The organism is Bacillus sp. FSL P4-0334 (assembly GCF_038004825.1).
Taxonomy (GTDB): Bacteria; Bacillota; Bacilli; order Bacillales; family Bacillaceae; genus Bacillus; species Bacillus velezensis.
The window spans coordinates 629,277-645,571 of sequence record NZ_JBBORX010000001.1; the positions used below are offsets into that span (position 1 = coordinate 629,277).

12 protein-coding genes are annotated in these 16,295 nt (G+C 48.6%); 3 read left to right on the forward strand and 9 right to left on the reverse strand.

The window, feature by feature from the left end:
* Positions 1 to 124 precede the first annotated feature (124 nt).
* Together rpoE and NSQ37_RS03255 are read right to left on the reverse strand one after the other, a co-directional pair.
* Positions 125 to 652 (reverse strand): DNA-directed RNA polymerase subunit delta, encoded by a 528-nt coding sequence (gene rpoE / locus NSQ37_RS03250; protein ID WP_341123206.1) that lies wholly within the window; start codon positions 650 to 652, stop codon positions 125 to 127.
* A gap of 227 nt (positions 653 to 879) precedes the next feature.
* A complete protein-coding gene (locus tag NSQ37_RS03255; RefSeq protein WP_044802905.1) occupies positions 880 to 2,988 on the reverse strand; it encodes a heterodisulfide reductase-related iron-sulfur binding cluster in 2,109 nt (702 codons plus the stop codon).
* Between the two features lie 138 nt (positions 2,989 to 3,126).
* Here NSQ37_RS03255 and cls (NSQ37_RS03260) point away from each other — a divergent pair, with 138 nt between their 5' ends.
* From cls (NSQ37_RS03260) to NSQ37_RS03270, 3 genes are all read left to right on the forward strand, one after another.
* Positions 3,127 to 4,326, forward strand: a complete 1,200-nt coding sequence (gene cls, locus NSQ37_RS03260) for a cardiolipin synthase (protein WP_257726766.1) — start codon at positions 3,127 to 3,129, stop codon at positions 4,324 to 4,326.
* 12 nt (positions 4,327 to 4,338) lie between these two features.
* Entirely contained in the window at positions 4,339 to 5,301 is a 963-nt protein-coding gene (uvsE, locus tag NSQ37_RS03265) for a UV DNA damage repair endonuclease UvsE (protein WP_308973319.1), read from the forward strand.
* Between the two features lie 68 nt (positions 5,302 to 5,369).
* Positions 5,370 to 5,642 carry a hypothetical protein gene (locus NSQ37_RS03270; RefSeq protein WP_003151087.1) on the forward strand — a complete coding sequence of 91 codons (273 nt, stop codon included), beginning with the start codon at positions 5,370 to 5,372 and terminating at the stop codon, positions 5,640 to 5,642.
* 67 nt (positions 5,643 to 5,709) lie between these two features.
* Here the strand turns inward: NSQ37_RS03270 and NSQ37_RS03275 are convergent, their stop codons facing one another.
* From NSQ37_RS03275 to NSQ37_RS03305, 7 genes are all read right to left on the reverse strand, one after another.
* Positions 5,710 to 7,437, reverse strand: coding sequence for an ABC transporter ATP-binding protein (locus NSQ37_RS03275; RefSeq protein WP_025285416.1), 1,728 nt, complete (start codon positions 7,435 to 7,437; stop codon positions 5,710 to 5,712).
* 80 nt (positions 7,438 to 7,517) lie between these two features.
* On the reverse strand, positions 7,518 to 9,020 hold the full coding sequence (cls, locus tag NSQ37_RS03280) for a cardiolipin synthase (RefSeq protein ID WP_132105661.1): 1,503 nt from the start codon (positions 9,018 to 9,020) through the stop codon (positions 7,518 to 7,520).
* 95 nt (positions 9,021 to 9,115) lie between these two features.
* A complete protein-coding gene (locus NSQ37_RS03285) occupies positions 9,116 to 9,745 on the reverse strand; it encodes a YitT family protein (RefSeq protein WP_015240768.1) in 630 nt (209 codons plus the stop codon).
* Positions 9,746 to 9,884: 139 nt separating this feature from the next.
* Positions 9,885 to 10,556, reverse strand: a complete 672-nt coding sequence (narI, locus tag NSQ37_RS03290; RefSeq protein ID WP_007407624.1) for a respiratory nitrate reductase subunit gamma — start codon at positions 10,554 to 10,556, stop codon at positions 9,885 to 9,887.
* Positions 10,553 to 11,110: a nitrate reductase molybdenum cofactor assembly chaperone gene (gene narJ / locus NSQ37_RS03295; protein ID WP_076424662.1), complete on the reverse strand. Its 558-nt coding sequence runs from the start codon at positions 11,108 to 11,110 to the stop codon at positions 10,553 to 10,555. Before narJ ends, narI begins: the two co-directional genes overlap by 4 nt.
* Before the next feature lie 25 nt (positions 11,111 to 11,135).
* Positions 11,136 to 12,599, reverse strand: coding sequence for a nitrate reductase subunit beta (narH, locus tag NSQ37_RS03300; RefSeq protein ID WP_076424664.1), 1,464 nt, complete (start codon positions 12,597 to 12,599; stop codon positions 11,136 to 11,138).
* Positions 12,589 to 16,275 carry a nitrate reductase subunit alpha gene (locus tag NSQ37_RS03305; protein ID WP_160223329.1) on the reverse strand — a complete coding sequence of 1,229 codons (3,687 nt, stop codon included), beginning with the start codon at positions 16,273 to 16,275 and terminating at the stop codon, positions 12,589 to 12,591. Before NSQ37_RS03305 ends, narH begins: the two co-directional genes overlap by 11 nt.
* Positions 16,276 to 16,295 lie beyond the last annotated feature (20 nt).

Here is a 16,295-nt window from a genome sequence, read left to right on the forward strand (position 1 = left end):
AGCTCCCTTTCAATTTCTTGAAAGGGAGCGTAGCACTCTTATGAATTCTCTTCTTTTTGAAGAGCCCAAAATACATACTACATAGTTCGACAATGAAAGTCAAGATCGTTTTGCTGATATAAAATCAGTCTTTGCGATCCTCTTCCTCATCATCATAATCTTCCTCATCTTCTTCAATCATCTCGTCTTCGATCTCAAGCTCGTCGTCATCTTCTTCATCGATATCTTCGTCGTCAAAGCTGTCTGCTTCAAGGTCAATATCTTCTTCTATTTCATCGAGATCGATGTCATCTTCGTCAACTTCCTCGAATTCATCAAGGTCGAGATCTTCCTCAACGACTTTTTTCGCTTTTTTCTTTTTCGCTTTTACAGTCGGCTGTGTTTCTTCGTCCAGCTGATCGTACGGATACCAGCTGCGAAGCCCCCACGTCTGGTCTGACAGAGCAATAAAGCGGCCGTCAATGTTCAGGTCTGTATAAAATTGGGCGATACGGTCGCCCAGTTCCTCTTTCGTAACACCGAGCAAGGAGATCATTTCATTCAGCAGCTTCTGGAACGGAACCGGTTTTTTATGTTCTGAGAAAATTTCGTGAGCGATTTCAACTAAAGCCATCTGCTTCAGCTGTTCCTGAGAATATTGTTTGATACTCAAGGTCGGACACTCCCTTTCTATTACTTATATGTATCTGTTTCTATCCTATAATAAGAACGAATTTGTATTGTTTTGTTCATAAACCATACCTCTCATTATAAACAAATTAAAACAGAATATGCTACCCTTAACAGCGTAATTTAAGAAATTTTAGAGCTGTCCCTTCATAAATCGGCTGATGTGCGAAAACAAAGCCGCCGGCATATGCACCGGCGGCCCGCTTCTTTCTATAAAGACTCTTGTTTTTCGGCGCCGAATACAGACATGGCGAGCAATTCACTGACATCATAAGTGCCGATCGCGTCTTCGGCTTCTTTCGCTTTCGTACCGTCACCGAGCATGGTCAGACAGTAAGGACATCCGGAGCTGATGACCGTCGGACTGACAGAAAGCGCCTGCTCAGTCCGGGCCGTGTTGATTCTGGCCCCCGTTTCTTCTTCCATCCACATGAGCCCTCCCCCGGCGCCGCAGCACATCCCGTTTTCGCGGCTGCGCTCCATTTCCTTCAATTGAACGCCCGGAATGGCTTTTAAGATCGCTCTCGGCGGCTCATACACTTCATTGTATCTTCCTAAATAGCACGAGTCATGGAAGGTAATCGTTTCATTCACCGGGTGAAGCGGTTTTAGTCTTCCCTGTGACACAAGCTCGGCTAATAATTCAGTATGATGATAGACTTCGGCCCGGAATCCGAAATCAGGATATTCATTTTTGAACATATTATAAGCGTGCGGATCAATCGTGACGATTTTTTTGATCCCGTGTTTTTCAAATTCGCCGATGTTGTGTTCCGCCAGCTCTTGGAACAGAAACTCGTTGCCCAAACGGCGCGGCGTATCGCCTGAGTTTTTTTCCTTATTGCCGAGAATCGCAAAGGATACGCCCGCTTCATTAAGCAGCTTTGCAAATGAGACGGCAATCTTTTGGCTCCTGTTATCGTAGGAACCCATTGAGCCGACCCAAAACAAATAGTCGAACTCTTTGTCTTGTTTTTTCATTTCTTTCACTGTCGGAATCTCTGTATCAGCCTGCTCCCGCCAGTTCTCCCGCTCTTTCCGGTTTAAGCCCCACGGGTTTCCCTGTCTTTCAATGCTTGTCATGGCCCGCTGCGCGTCGCTGTCCATCTTCCCTTCTGTAAGCACAAGATAGCGGCGCAGATCGATAATTTTATCAACGTGTTCATTCATGACCGGACATTGATCTTCACAGTTGCGGCAAGTGGTGCACGCCCAAATCTCCTCTTCTGTGATGACCTCGCCGATTAAGCTCGGGTTGTAATCAATGGCTGCCGCCGCTTCACGCGATCCTCCCCCTGAGGAAGCCGCGGCGAGCTGATTCGCCTTCGTGTGCTGAAAAACGGGCGCGGGCACCCACGGAGATTTTGACGTCACGGCAGCGCCTTTTTCCGTCAAATGGTCTCTGAGCTTTAAAATGAGGTCCATCGGCGAGAGCATCTTGCCCGTACCGGAGGCCGGACACATATTTGTACAGCGGCCGCATTCGACGCAGGCGTAAAGGTCGACAAGCTGAGAGCGGCGGAAGTCTTCAATCTTTCCGACGCCGTAGCTTTCTTTCGTCTCATCGGTGAAATCGATTTTTTCCAGCTTTCCTTTTGAATCCAGCCTGCTGAGGAACACATTCGCCGGACCCGCAATTAAGTGCGCATGCTTTGATTGCGGCACGTACACTAAAAAGCTGAGCAAAAACAACAGATGAAGCCACCATGAAACATAAAACACGGCGGCGGCCGCCGGCGCTGAAAGACCGCCGAGCACAAACGCAATGGAGGAGGCGATCGGCTCCGTCCAAGACAGAGAATGATCGTGCCATAAAAGGTTCATGGCGTTCCCGAGAAGCACCGTCACCATCAGTCCGCCGATAAACAGCAGGACAAGCCCCGCTTTAAACCCGCGTTTCAGTCTGACGAGTTTTTCAATGTAGCGCCGGTAAAACGCCCAGACTACGGCGATTAAAATCAGAAACGTGACGATTTCCTGAAAAAAAGTAAACGCCGGATAAAGCGGACCGAACGGCAGATGGCGGTCAGGAAGCAGCCCTTTCAGAATAAAATCAATTGCGCCGAACTGAACGAGTATAAAACCGTAAAAAAACAGAACGTGGATGATGCCGCTCTTTTTATCTTTCAGCAGTTTTTTCTGTCCGAACACATTCACCCATATCTTCTGAAGACGTTCTTTCAGGCGTTTATCAAATTCTTCCCTTTGGCCGAGCTTAATATAAGCGATCCTCGTTCTGATCAGGTAAACGAATAAATAAACGGCGTAAGCGGTTACAGCTGAAAACAGCAGCGCGTTTACCATGAGAAATGCGTTCATCTTGTCTCCCCCTTTGTTCTGATACCCCTCTTCATTGTCATATCTTTACTTTATCATAAATAATGAATGAGTGTTCAGTCAATAATTAAATTCACATTCTCAGGGCACACTACGAATACTTCGGAAAGGAGCGTCGGTATGAAGGTCATTTTTGTGTTGCTTGTCATTTTTATCATATTGATCGCACTTATGCTGCTTGATATGCTGCTTGGCCGGGCGGCGTACAAAAAACAGGCGTATGAGCCCGTTTTTGACCCGAAAAAGAGTGATATCACACTCATTCACTGCGGCAGCGAGCTTGTGCGGCAGATGACGGCCGATATCCGCCAAGCCGTCTCTTCTATTCATATGATGTTTTTTATTATGAAGAACGACCAAGTCAGCCATGAGATGTTTCATTTATTGAAGGAAAAGGCCCAGGCCGGCGTCTCCGTATATCTATTGCTCGATTGGGCGGGCAGCCGCCAAGTGAAAAAGCCTTCCATTCAAACGATGAAAAAAGCCGGCGTTCACGTTCATTTTCTAAATAAACCGGCATTTCCGTTTCTATTTTTCAGGCTGCAAAAACGGAATCACCGGAAAGTGACCGTCATTGACGGCAAAATCGGCTATGTCGGCGGTTTTAATATCGCTGAAGAGTACCTCGGCAAAAAAGCGAAGTTCGGAAACTGGGAGGATTATCACCTGCGGATGACCGGCGAAGGCACGGCGGATCTTCAGACTCTTTTTGTAAGCGATCTGAAACGAAACACCGGAAAGGCACCCGGATCACCCGGGGTTTATCCCGCATTATCCGAAGGGAATATCTCTCATAGGACATATGCATCTGACGGTTTTTCGCTTGAATCGCATTATGAAAACTGCATCCGTAAGGCGGAGAAAAAAATCATTATCGGCACGCCTTATTATGTACCGAGCAAAAAGCTTCAGGAAGCGCTTATTTCAGCCTGCCGAAAAGGCGTCAAAGTCATCTTGATCGTGCCGATGAAGTCAGACCACCCGCTCGTTCGGGAAACAGCTTTTACCTATTATCCCGAGCTTCTGAAGGCCGGCTGCCTCATCTATCGGTATTATCAAGGCTTTTATCATGTCAAAGCTTTCATTATTGATGACCGCATCAGCATTATCGGCACGCCGAATTTTGATAAACGGAGTCTGTTCTGGAATGAAGAGGTGAATGTCATCATTCATGATGAAACCTTTACAAAGGAAGTGCTTTCAACCATAAAGCAGGACATTGAAAAATCCGAGCTTCTCACATTAGAAAAAGTGAAACAGCGCTCCGTCAGACAGCTTCCTGCAGAATGGCTGGGAAAGGCCATATCTTACTTTTTATAAAGGAGAAACCATATGCTGTTCAGATTCGGATTCGTCGCAAACGCCATGTGCCTTTGGGACGCGTCCCCCGCCAAAACCTTAACATATGCGCGCTATACCAAGCTTTCCCGCAGTGAGCGGAAAGACGCCCTGCTTTCTGTGACGAAAGCAAATCTTACCAATACACTGCGCACCATCCACTATGTGGTCGGCCACGGCATCCCGCTGTACAGGTTCTCAAGCTCGATTGTGCCGCTCGCCACCCATCCGGATGTGCTGTGGGATTTTGTCACGCCGTTTCGCCAGGAGTTTCGTGAGATCGGCGGGCTGGTCAGAAAATATGATCTCAGAACGAGCTTTCATCCGAACCAATTCACGCTTTTTACAAGCCCGAAACAGGAGATTACCGCAAATGCGGTCAAGGATATGGCCTATCATTATGACATGCTGGACGCAATGGGTATCGCGGACCGTTCCGTCATCAACATCCATGTCGGAGGCGCTTACGGTGACAAACAAAGCGCGCTTGGCCGTTTCCGCGTGAATCTGAAAGAACTTCCCGATGTCATCAAACAGCGGATGACTTTAGAAAACGATGATAAAACATATACGTCCGAGGAAACACTCAGTGTATGTGAACAAGAAGGCATTCCGTTTGTGTTTGATTATCACCATTTTTACGCCAATCCGACCGATGACGCTGATTTAGATGACATTCTTCCGCGGATGATCAAAACATGGCAGCGGATCGGCTTAAAGCCGAAGGTCCATCTCTCCTCGCCAAAATCAGAATCAGCCATACGCAGTCATGCGGACTATGTGGATGCGAATTTTATTCTGCCGGTGCTGGAGCGGTTCAGACAATGGGATACGGACATCGATTTTATGATTGAGGCGAAAGAGAAAGACCGGGCGCTGCTCCGGCTCGTCGAAGAATTAAGCGCCATCCGCGGAGTCAAACGCCTGGCGGGCGGAGTGCTGAAGTGGAAGGCATAACCAGGTTTATCACCCGTTTATATGGGGAATTTCCGAAATAACAGACCATCAGACGGAGGAGAAAACATATGAAAAACATTACATCTTTGAAAATAGCAGCTAAGAAGTTCACTTTACGAAACATGCTTCAGCTTTATCAGCTTTGCCACACAGGAGGCCACGAGCTGTATATCTACTCTAAAAAAACGATGTGCAAAATCAAAGATATCATTGAGCTGGAAACGTTCAGAATGGCCCATAAAGAACAAGAATATTTAATTGTAGTGGAAGGAAAGAAAGCGGTGCAGCTTGTTGACCGTTTCAAACATATCATCGAACCTGCGCAAAAAGAAGCCCATTAAATACGGACTACATAAAAAAAAGGATAGACAGGAGGCTGCCCGGCCCCTTTTGTCTATCCTTTTTCTTTTATTGATGTATCAGCTCGCCGAATTGGGCCTGATGAAGTCTCTGGTACATGCCGCCGGATGCCAGCAGTTCCTTATGATGACCTTGTTCAGCGATGCCATCTTTCGTGACGACGACGATCCGGTCCGCATCCTTAATCGTAGCCAGCCGATGGGCGATCACAAGCGTTGTGCGTCCTTCAGACAGCTCTTGCAGCGATTTTTGAATGGCGGCTTCCGTTTCTGTATCGAGGGCTGATGTAGCCTCGTCTAAAATTAAGATCGACGGGTTTTTCAAAAACATTCTGGCGATGGAAAGCCGCTGCTTCTGCCCGCCTGACAGCTTCACGCCGCGCTCGCCGATCACCGTGTTTAAACCGTCGGGATACCCGTTTACCAAGTCCTCTAAATGCGCCTGGCGGACGGCCTGCCAGATTTCTTCCTCAGACGCGTCGAGCCGCCCGTAAGCAATGTTTTCCCGCAATGTGCCGGAAAACAGAAAGACATCCTGCTGGACGACGCCGATTTGTCCGCGCAATGATGACAGCGTCATGTCCTTAATATCGATTCCGTCGATGGAAATCACGCCTTCAGACGGCTCATAAAAGCGCGGCAGCAGACTTGTCAGCGTTGATTTTCCCGCTCCCGAAGGCCCGACGAATGCGACTGTCTCCCCGGCATGAATGGACAAATTGATTCCCGACAGAACAGGACTGTTTTCTTCGTAACCGAACGACACACCATCATAACGGATATTCCCTTTTAAACCGGACACATGTCTCGCGTTCGGGGCGTCCTTGATATCAGGCTCCGTTTCCAGTATTTCTATAAAGCTTTTAAAACCGGCAATGCCTCTCGGATACATCTCAATAATCGCGTTGATTTTATCAATCGGACGGAACAGAACGTTCGTCAGCAGCACAAAAGCGACGAATTCCCCGTAAGATAACGATCCGCGGATCACGAACCATGTGCCGCACAATAAGACGAACAGCGTGACGAATCTTGTCAGCATGTAACTGATCGAGCCGTTTTTCGCCATGATTTTATATGACGTCAGCTTTGTTTTGCGGAAACGCTGATTGTTCACGTCAAACCGCTGCGTTTCAAACGCTTCATTGCTGAAAGCCTGAACAAGACGGATGCCGCCGATATTGTTTTCAACCCTCGCGCTGAAGTCTCCGACGTCTTTGTTCAGTTTTGTAAACGCAGAGGTCATTTTTTTATTGAAATACAAAGCAAGCCAAATGACGACCGGCATAATGATAAAAGTCAACAGCGCGAGCTGCCAGTTAATAAACAGCATCACACCGAACGCGCCCAAAATCGTCATGATCGCGATAAACAGGTCTTCAGGCCCGTGGTGGGCGGTTTCTCCGATATACATCAAATCATTGGTGAGCTTGGACATTAAACTGCCCGTTTTGTTGTTATCGTAAAATTTGAACGAAAGCTTTTGCAGATGGTCGAAAAGCTTTTTCCGCATATCGGTTTCAATGTTAATGCCGAGCATATGGCCCCAATACGTCACAACATACTGAAGTGCCGAGCTGAGGGCGTAGACCCCGAATAAAGCAGCGGAAGTCAAAATAATCAGACTCCAATCCCGCCCCGGAAGCAATGTATCGATAAAGTAATTGACAATCAGAGGAAAACTCAGCTCCATTAATCCGCCGGCGATGGCAGAAAAGAAGTCGAGAAAAAACAGCTTTTTGTACGGTTTATAATAAGAAAAAAATTGTCGCAGCACGATTCCGTCCTCCTTGTGCCTCGTTCTTAATGATAATATTTCTCAATTATACTATACACAAGGAGTTTTAAAAGCGTTTTTTATAACACGCCGGAAAATAACCGTGCGAAGGATTCCTTCGTTCTTTCCCATAATGTGCGCTTATAGAAACGGACGGGGCTGATTTTTTCAGACTCCTTCATATCCTCCAGATAATGCGCTTCAAGATCTTTGATCGCCTCTTGATCTGTAAAAAAGACATTGACTTCAAAGTTCAGCTGAAAGCTTCTCATGTCCATATTCGCCGTCCCGACAGAGGCGAGGTTTCCGTCAGTGATGAGCACCTTTTGATGCATAAAGCCTTTTTGATAAGAATAGACTTCGATTCCTTCGCGAAGAAGCTCGGGGAAATACGATCTCGTTGCGTACTGGGTTAAAAATCCGTCATTGGTTTCCGGCACCATGACACGCACCCGGACGCCTCTGGCAGCAGCCTCCTTTAGCGCTGTGCGGATCGGCTCATTCGGCACGAAATAAGGCGTCGCGATCCATACAGACGATTCGGCCGCCGCTATCATGGCATAATACAGATCGCTCATCCGCTCCTTCATATCGGGGCCTGTCGGCACGACTTGATAGACGCCGCCGCTTTCTGCCGCAACCGGGCGGGTATATGCTTTCCGATCAATCAGCACCTCATCCGAAACGTATTCCCAATCAAGCATAAAAATGCTGTGGAGCGTCTGAACGATTTCTCCTTCGACTTTCATATGAGTGTCCCGCCAAAAGCCGACATCTTGGTCTTTGCCGATATACTCCTTGCCGACATTCAGCCCGCCGACAAAACCGACTTTCCCGTCAACGATGACGATCTTGCGGTGATTTCTGAAATTGAATTTTTGGTTGAAAAAACCGTATTTCAGCGGCAGAAACGGGACGATGTTCACACCCGCGCGTTTCAGTTTTTTAATATCTTTTCCGGCCAGCTTCAGGCTGCCGGCCGCGTCGAACAAAAACCGCACTTCCACGCCTTGACGCGCCTTTTCCATCATAATGTCCATCATTTTGTGCCCGAGCATGTCTGATTTGAACATGTAATACTCAATATGTATAAATGAGGCGGCCTCCCGGAGCGCCTCAAACAGCTCCGGAAATGTTTCGTCCCCGTTTTTGAGCACCTTCAGCCTGCTTTTTGTATTGATATTCATATGGGACGCCTTGATTGAATATTGAAAGAAACGCTTCTGATTTCCTTTCAGCCCGGTCAGGTCGGGAGTTTGTTCCATATCAAATATCGTTCTCAGCTTTTCCCGGTTGTATGTCCGTTTCGACCTGAACAGCTTGCCTTTTTCATAAAGCTGGCCGGAAAAAAGGTAAAATAAGTACCCGGCGATCGGAAAAAACACAAGAATATGAATCCATAACAGCGTGTGCTGCGAGGTGCGGTTTTCAAGAATTAACGAATAGATGCTGAACAAAATAATGCTTGCATAGCAAAGCACCCCTCCGTAAAACTCAAGCCTGGAAACCGGAAAAAACCATATGACATATGCTCCCATAAGCATCATATATAAAAAGCAAAATTCCAGTCTCCTTTTCAGCATCCCGACTCTCTCCCATCTGATCCGATATCTCTGTATACCCTCTGTTTTCCGGCCTGTAAACATATGAAAAAGCCTCTCCGCATGAGCGGAAAGGCTTATGATGAAGCTTCCTGTGATTGGCCGGGTGTGATGTTCTGAAGCAATGCCGGATTGAGCGAGCAGCTGCCTTTGATTTTATTTTTGAAGATGCCGATGATCAGACCGGTGACCGCTATCGACACTAAGGAGAAGAGCCCTTTCAGCAACCCGACGGAAAAAATGCCGGCCAGCACGACGCCAAAATCGAAGAGGAAATTAACGGCACCCGGATTCCATCCGCAGCGCTTTTGCAGAAATAAAGCGAGGATATTGGCGCCGCCGAGCGATGCCTGATGATAAAACATGAGCGACAAGCCCAACCCGATCAGCGCCCCTCCGCAAATCGCCCCGGCAAGCGGTGAAACAGAGACCGGCGGCAGCCAGTGATCCGTGCCGGTAAACAGAGTCAGTACTGTGACTGCAAAAACGGTGGATAGAGTGAATTTGATTCCCATTCTGATGAGAGAAAATATATAAAACGGGATATTAATCAGAAAGAAGATAATCGCAAACGAGGAATGAAACAAGTATGACAGGCTTAGTGACAGTCCCGCTGTTCCGCCGGTTAATACATGAGAATGTCTGAGTGTCAGGACGCCGGCGCTTGTCATCAGACAGGCGGCTAAAATGAGGAAAATCCGCTTCATTCTTCACTCTCCTTTTGTTGCTGTTATTTCCAAATAAAACATAACAGGAATCCCGGCCGCCCAGCCATTACCTTGGCAGAAAATATCTTATGTTTTTATTTTTTCACCATAAAAAATCCCCCTCTTGCAGGGGGGATTTTTACGTGCGTTTCCGATAAACAACATAGCTGCGGGTCAAATACTTGAGGGGCAGGCTGAACACGTGAACCAATCTTGTAAACGGCCAGAGGATAAAAACGACGTACCCTATAATGATATGAAACTTAAACCATAGCGGGACACTTTCCATCAAAGAAGCGTCAGGCCGGAACAAAACAATTTCCCTGAACCACGGCCCGACTGTTGCCCTGTAATCAAATCCTTTCGAGTCAATGTTGAGGAACGTGGCCGCAACGCCCGACAGCATCATGAACAGCAGCAGAATAAGCGTCAAGATATCCGATGGCGAGCTGGTTTTGCGGATTCTTTTGTCAAACAGCCTTCTGTACGTCAGGATGACAAGTCCGGCACATGCAGCAATCCCCGCCGGCAGGCCTGCGCCGATCGCCATTTTGTGATACATATGCTCGGAAATGCCAAGGGAAGCATACACGCCTTCCGGGATCAGAATTCCCATGACATGTCCGCCGACAACGCACAGCAGTCCCCAATGAAAAAGTGTGCTGCCAGCGGCGAGTTTTTTCTTTTCTAACAGCTCGCTTGATTTCGCCGTCCAGCCGAATTGGTCATGCTGATAGCGGTAAATATGCCCGCCGATAAAGATCGTCAATACAATGTATGGCATAACGCCCCACAGGATCTGCCCGCTCATGCCTGAACAGCCCCTTCTTCAATGCTTTCACGCACATCGATGTTTTCCAGTGCGGCCTGCAGCACGTGCAGCAGCTCAGCATAGATGCTGTTATTTTTTTCGAGGCGGGAAGCCAGCTCCCTCACATTGGACAGGTATTTCTCAAACACGCTTCTCGCCGCTTCAATCTCCGCAACCGCGGCGAATTCCAGCATCAGCGGCAGGTAATCAGGCAGTTCTTTCTCTGTCGGCAGGAAACCGGATTGCTGGTAGGTGTTTTTTAAATGCAGCAATTCAATGCCGCGTTCCCTTTGTTCGCCTGAGTTAAAGTAGGTGACGTACATATTCGTTTTTTTTCCGAAATCGAACGTATACACATAGTGTTCAATCAGCGCTTGCGGAGAAAAGCCGGCTGCCGCCTCTAAAAAGTGCAGCAATTTCTCCCGGATTTGCCGGTTGGTGATGTCATGGATAAGAGCCTTCCAATCGGGAATCTCGGCTCTCCACTCTTCCTCCGGATATGAGAGAAGAACGGAAAGAGCGGAGAACGTCATTTGCCGGTCTGTGGTGTTCATGTTATTACACCTCATTTATGAAAAGTTAGAAACAAGAGCCCGGGCCGCCTGAAAATGATAAGCCGCAGCTCCCTTGTTCAGCATATAAATCTGACACTTCTTCTCGATGGCTGCTCGGGATCACAAAACGGTCATCATATTTGGCGATTGCCAGCAGCCGATACATGTCTTCAATTTGCTGTTCTGTTAAGCCGACACTGGAGACCAATGCCGGGTCGATGGATTTATTTGTCTGAACCGCCCTCATATACTGGCGCATGACAGACATTTTCTTTAACGTGGATCGAATATGATCCGTATCCCCCGCCGTTAACAGCTGCGCCAAATAGTCAATCGGAATTCTCATTTGGTCGATAGCCGGAAAAATCGCTTCCGCCGTTTGCCGGCTGCCTTTTCCTTCAAAGAGATTCATAATGGGGCTGAGCGGCGGAATGTACCACACCATCGGCAGCGTACGGTACTCAGGGTGAAGCGGAAGCGCAATCTTCCAGTCAATGATCATTTTATAGATCGGCGATTGCTGCGCAGCCTCTATCCATTCAGCCGGGATGCCTTGTTCTTTTGCCAGTTTGCCAATCTCAGGATCATTCGGATCAAGAAAAACGTCCAGTTGGGAATGGTAGAGATCCTTTTCATTTTCAACCGATGCCGCTTCCTCCACTTTGTCCGCGTCATACAGCATGACGCCGAGATAGCGGATTCTGCCGACACACGTTTCAGAGCAGATAGTCGGCAGCCCCGCCTCCAAGCGCGGAAAGCAGAGTGTGCATTTTTCCGCTTTGTTCGTTTGCCAGTTAAAATAGACTTTTTTATAAGGACAGGATGAGACGCAATATCTCCATGAACGGCATGCGTTTTGATCCACAAGCACAATGCCGTCCTCCTCACGTTTGTACATGGCGCCGGACGGACAGGATGAGACGCACGCCGGGTTGATGCAGTGTTCGCAAATACGCGGCAGATACATCATAAAGACTTCATCGAATTCTGTTTTGATCGATTCCTCCATCTTTTGTACGTTTGGATCTTCAAGACCCGTAATATGCCCGCCCGCGAGATCATCCTCCCAGTTCGGGCCCCATTCGATATTCATAAAATCCCCCGTCAAGGACGATTTCGGGCGCGCTACCGGCTGGTGTTTTTTCTGCGGGCTGTTTGTTAATGTTTCATAATCATAGTTCCAAGGTTCATAGTAGTCATCAATCGTCGGCTGGTTCGGGTTATAGAAAAGGCCTGCGAGCCGATTCGTTTTCGGGCCTGATTTCAGTTCAAGCTTTCCTTTTTTCAACGTCCAGCCGCCTTTATATTTGTCCTGGTCCTCCCATTGCTTCGGGTAGCCGATGCCCGGCTTTGTTTCTACATTATTGAAGTACATATATTCCGCACCGGAACGGTTTGTCCACGTGTTTTTGCAGGTGACGCTGCACGTGTGGCAGCCGATGCATTTATCCAAGTTCATGACCATCCCGATTTGCGCTTTAATCTTCAAGCCAATCAACCTCCTTCAGCTTGCGGATGACGACATTCAGATCGCGCTGATTCCCCGTCGGACCGTAATAGTTAAAGCCGTAACTGAGCTGTGCATAGCCCCCGATCATCTGGGTCGGCTTGACGTGAATCCTTGTCGGGCTGTTATGGGTGCCTCCGCGGTTATTCGTCAGTTTTGTGCCGGGCACATTGATGTGGCGGTCCTGGGCATGGTGCATAAACGCCATTCCTTTAGGAATCCGGTGAGACAAAACCGCTCTCGCGACGACAACGCCGTTTCGGTTGAAGCATTCAATCCAATCGTTGTCTTTGATATCCGTGTCCTCTGCGTCATCTTTATTCATCCACACAGTCGGCCCGCCGCGGAACAGCGTCAGCATCGGCAGAGAATCAAAATACATGCTGTGGACGGACCATTTATTATGCGGCGTCAAATAATTAAGAACGATTTCTTTGCCCTCTTGATCAGGCCGCTTGCTTAGGAACGGACGGTGCTGGAGGATCGGTTTAAATGTCGCCATCGTTTCACCGAATTCCATCATCAGTTCATGATCGACATAATAGGATTGTCTGCCTGTCAGCGTCCGCCACGGAATTAATTTTTCCACATTCGTCGTAAACGGCGAGTACCTGCGCCCTCCTTTTTCTGAACCGGTAAAGGCCGGAGAGGTGATGACCGTTTTCGGCTGGGCTGTAATTTGCTCGAACGTAAAGCATTCTTCCTCGCGCTCTTCCGCCAGGTCTTTCAGCTCCAGATTGGTAATGTTTTCAAGTGATTCCCATGCTTTCACGGCGACTTTTCCATTTGAGGTGGACGACAGGGTTAAAATCGCTTCCGCCGCCTGCTTCGCTTCACTTATATTCGGGCATCCTTTGGCAACGCTGTTTGAATCGGTTTCTCCCAGTCTCTGTTTGAGTGATTCATATTCATCCGCAATCGACCAGCTCATCCCTTTTGTTCCGCTCGGTTTTAAAGCCGTATTAGGGCCAAGCGCGGTCATTTTATGAAAAATGTGTTTGTAATCCCGTTCAACGACATGGATGTTCGGCATCGTTTTTCCCGGAATGGGTTCACATTCACCCTTGCTCCAGTCATTGATTTTGCCGAACGGCTGGGCCAATTCCTGCATCGTGTCGTGGAGGAGCGGCGTTGCGACTATCTCTTTTACCGGCTCCATATCGACTTCTTCCGCCAGATCGGAAACGGCTTTTGACAGCGCCTTAAAAATATCCCAGTCTGACTTCGATTCCCACGGCGCCGAGATGGCCGGAGCAAATGGATGAATAAACGGATGCATATCCGTGCTGCTGAGATCGTGTTTTTCATACCATGTCGCCGCCGGCAGCACGATATCGGAATACAGCGCCGTACCCGCCATTCGAAAATCAAGATTGATTAACAAGTCGAGCTTGCCTTCCGGCGCCTGCTCCCGCCATTTGATTTCTTTAGGGCGGATGCTGTCGCTGTCGTCATTCATCAGACCGTTCGTCGTCCCCAGCAGATGCTTGAGAAAATATTCATGCCCTTTCCCTGAGCTTGAGATCAGATTTGCCCGCCATACGAAGAGATTCCTTGGGAAATTCACTTCATTGTCAGGGTCTTCAATCGCGAATTTCAGTTTTTTTTCTTGAAGCCGTGAGGCCACGTACGCACCTACGTCTTCAGGTGTCGCCGCCCCCGCTTTCTCAGCTTCTTTGTACAGATCAATGCCGTTTTGATTGAATGTCGGGTAAGACGGAAGCCACCCTAATCGCGCCGCCAGCACATTGTAATCGGCGTGATGCTTGTAGCGGGATGACGCGGCGATCGGTGAAGCCAAGTCACTGATCGGCTGGTCTTCATAACGCCACTGGTCTGTCGCAAAGTAAAAAAATGAGGTGCCGTTTTGCAGCTTAGGCACGCCTTCCCAGTCCTTTGCGGTTGCAATCGTCTGCCACCCTTCAGCCGGACGGAGTTTTTCCTGCCCCACGTAATGGGCCCAGCCTCCGCCGTTTACGCCTTGGGCGCCTACGAGTAAAACAAGATTTAACACCGCACGGTAAATCGTGTCGGAGTTGAACCAGTGGTTAATGCCCGCCCCTACGATAATCATGGATCTGCCGTCTGTATCGATCGCATTTTGGGCAAACTCCCTGGCAATCTGTATAACGGCTTCTCTTTTAATTCCCGTAATCTTTTCCTGCCAGGCAGGTGTGAACGGACGGGGATCATCATAGGATGCGGCTGATTGTCCGCCGATGCCCCGGTTCACGCCGTAGTTGGCCAATATCAAGTCAAACACGGTCGTGACGTACGTCTCTTCACCGTTCAGGTCCAGTTTTTTAATAGGAAGATCCCGCTCAAGCACTTTGTTTCCGTCATCTGAAAAATACGGAATGCGCACTGAGCCGATTTCGTCCTCTATTCCGAGCACGGAGAGACGGGGCTCAATCTGTTCCCCGGTGTCTTCGTCGATCATGTGCAGATTCCATTTCTGCTGCCCGTCCCAGCGGGAGCCCATTGTGCCTTGCGGTATGGCAAACGCACCTGTCTGTTCATTCCAGACCGCCGGCTTCCACTGATCATTTTTTGTCTGCCGCCCGATGTCTTTTGCATGCAGAAACCGTCCCGCTGTATACACGCCGTTCTCTTTTGAAAGAGTGACGAAGAATGGAAAATCGGTGTATTGCTTCGCGTACTCAATAAAACGTTCAGTTTCTTGGTTCACGTAAAATTCCTGCAAAATGACGTGACCCATCGCCATCGCAAGCGCCCCGTCAGTCCCCTGGCGGATACTCAGCCAGTCATCTGCGAACTTTGAGGATTCCGCAAAATCGGGACTGATCGAAATGACTTTAGCGCCTTTATAGCGGGCTTCCGCCAGAAAGTGCGCATCAGGCGTTCTCGTTAACGGAACGTTGGAGCCCCATGTGATGATATAGCCTGAATTGTACCAATCACTGCTCTCCGGAACGTCCGTCTGGTCGCCCCAAATTTGCGGGGACGCCGGCGGAAGATCCGCATACCAGTCATAAAAACTGAGCATTGGGCCGCCGATTAACGACATGAATCGCGAACCTGATGCGTGGCTGATCATGGACATCGCCGGGATCGGAGAAAAACCGACATTCCGGTCAGGCCCGTATTTCATCACTGTATACAGCAGAGAGGCTGAAATCAGCTTCAGCACCTCCGGCCATTCCGCGCGGACAAAGCCGCCTTTCCCCCTTGCCTGTTTATAGGACTTCGCTTTTTCAGGGTTTTCAACGATCGATTTCCAGGCATCCAGCGGATTTTGATGCGCCTGCAATGCTTCCCGCCACAAATTGATCAGCACACCGCGCACATATGGATATTTCACACGGAGCGGGCTGTAGATGTACCAAGAAAAACTGGCCCCCCGCGGGCAGCCTCTCGGTTCGAAATCAGGCATATCCGGGCCTGTTGATGGATAATTCAAGTTTTGTCCTTCCCACGTGACAATTCCGTTTTTTACATAAATATTCCAGCTGCAAGAACCCGTGCAGTTGACGCCGTGGGTGGAGCGAACGACTTTGTCGTACTGCCATCTGTTTCTGTATACATTCTCCCAATCACGATCTTCGCTTGTCGTTTGGCTATGGTTATTTGAATGATGTTCGATAGGAGAAAAATAGTTTAATCTCCTGAGCAACGGACTCATTTTCTTTTTCTTCATGATCGTTCACTCCTTCCGAG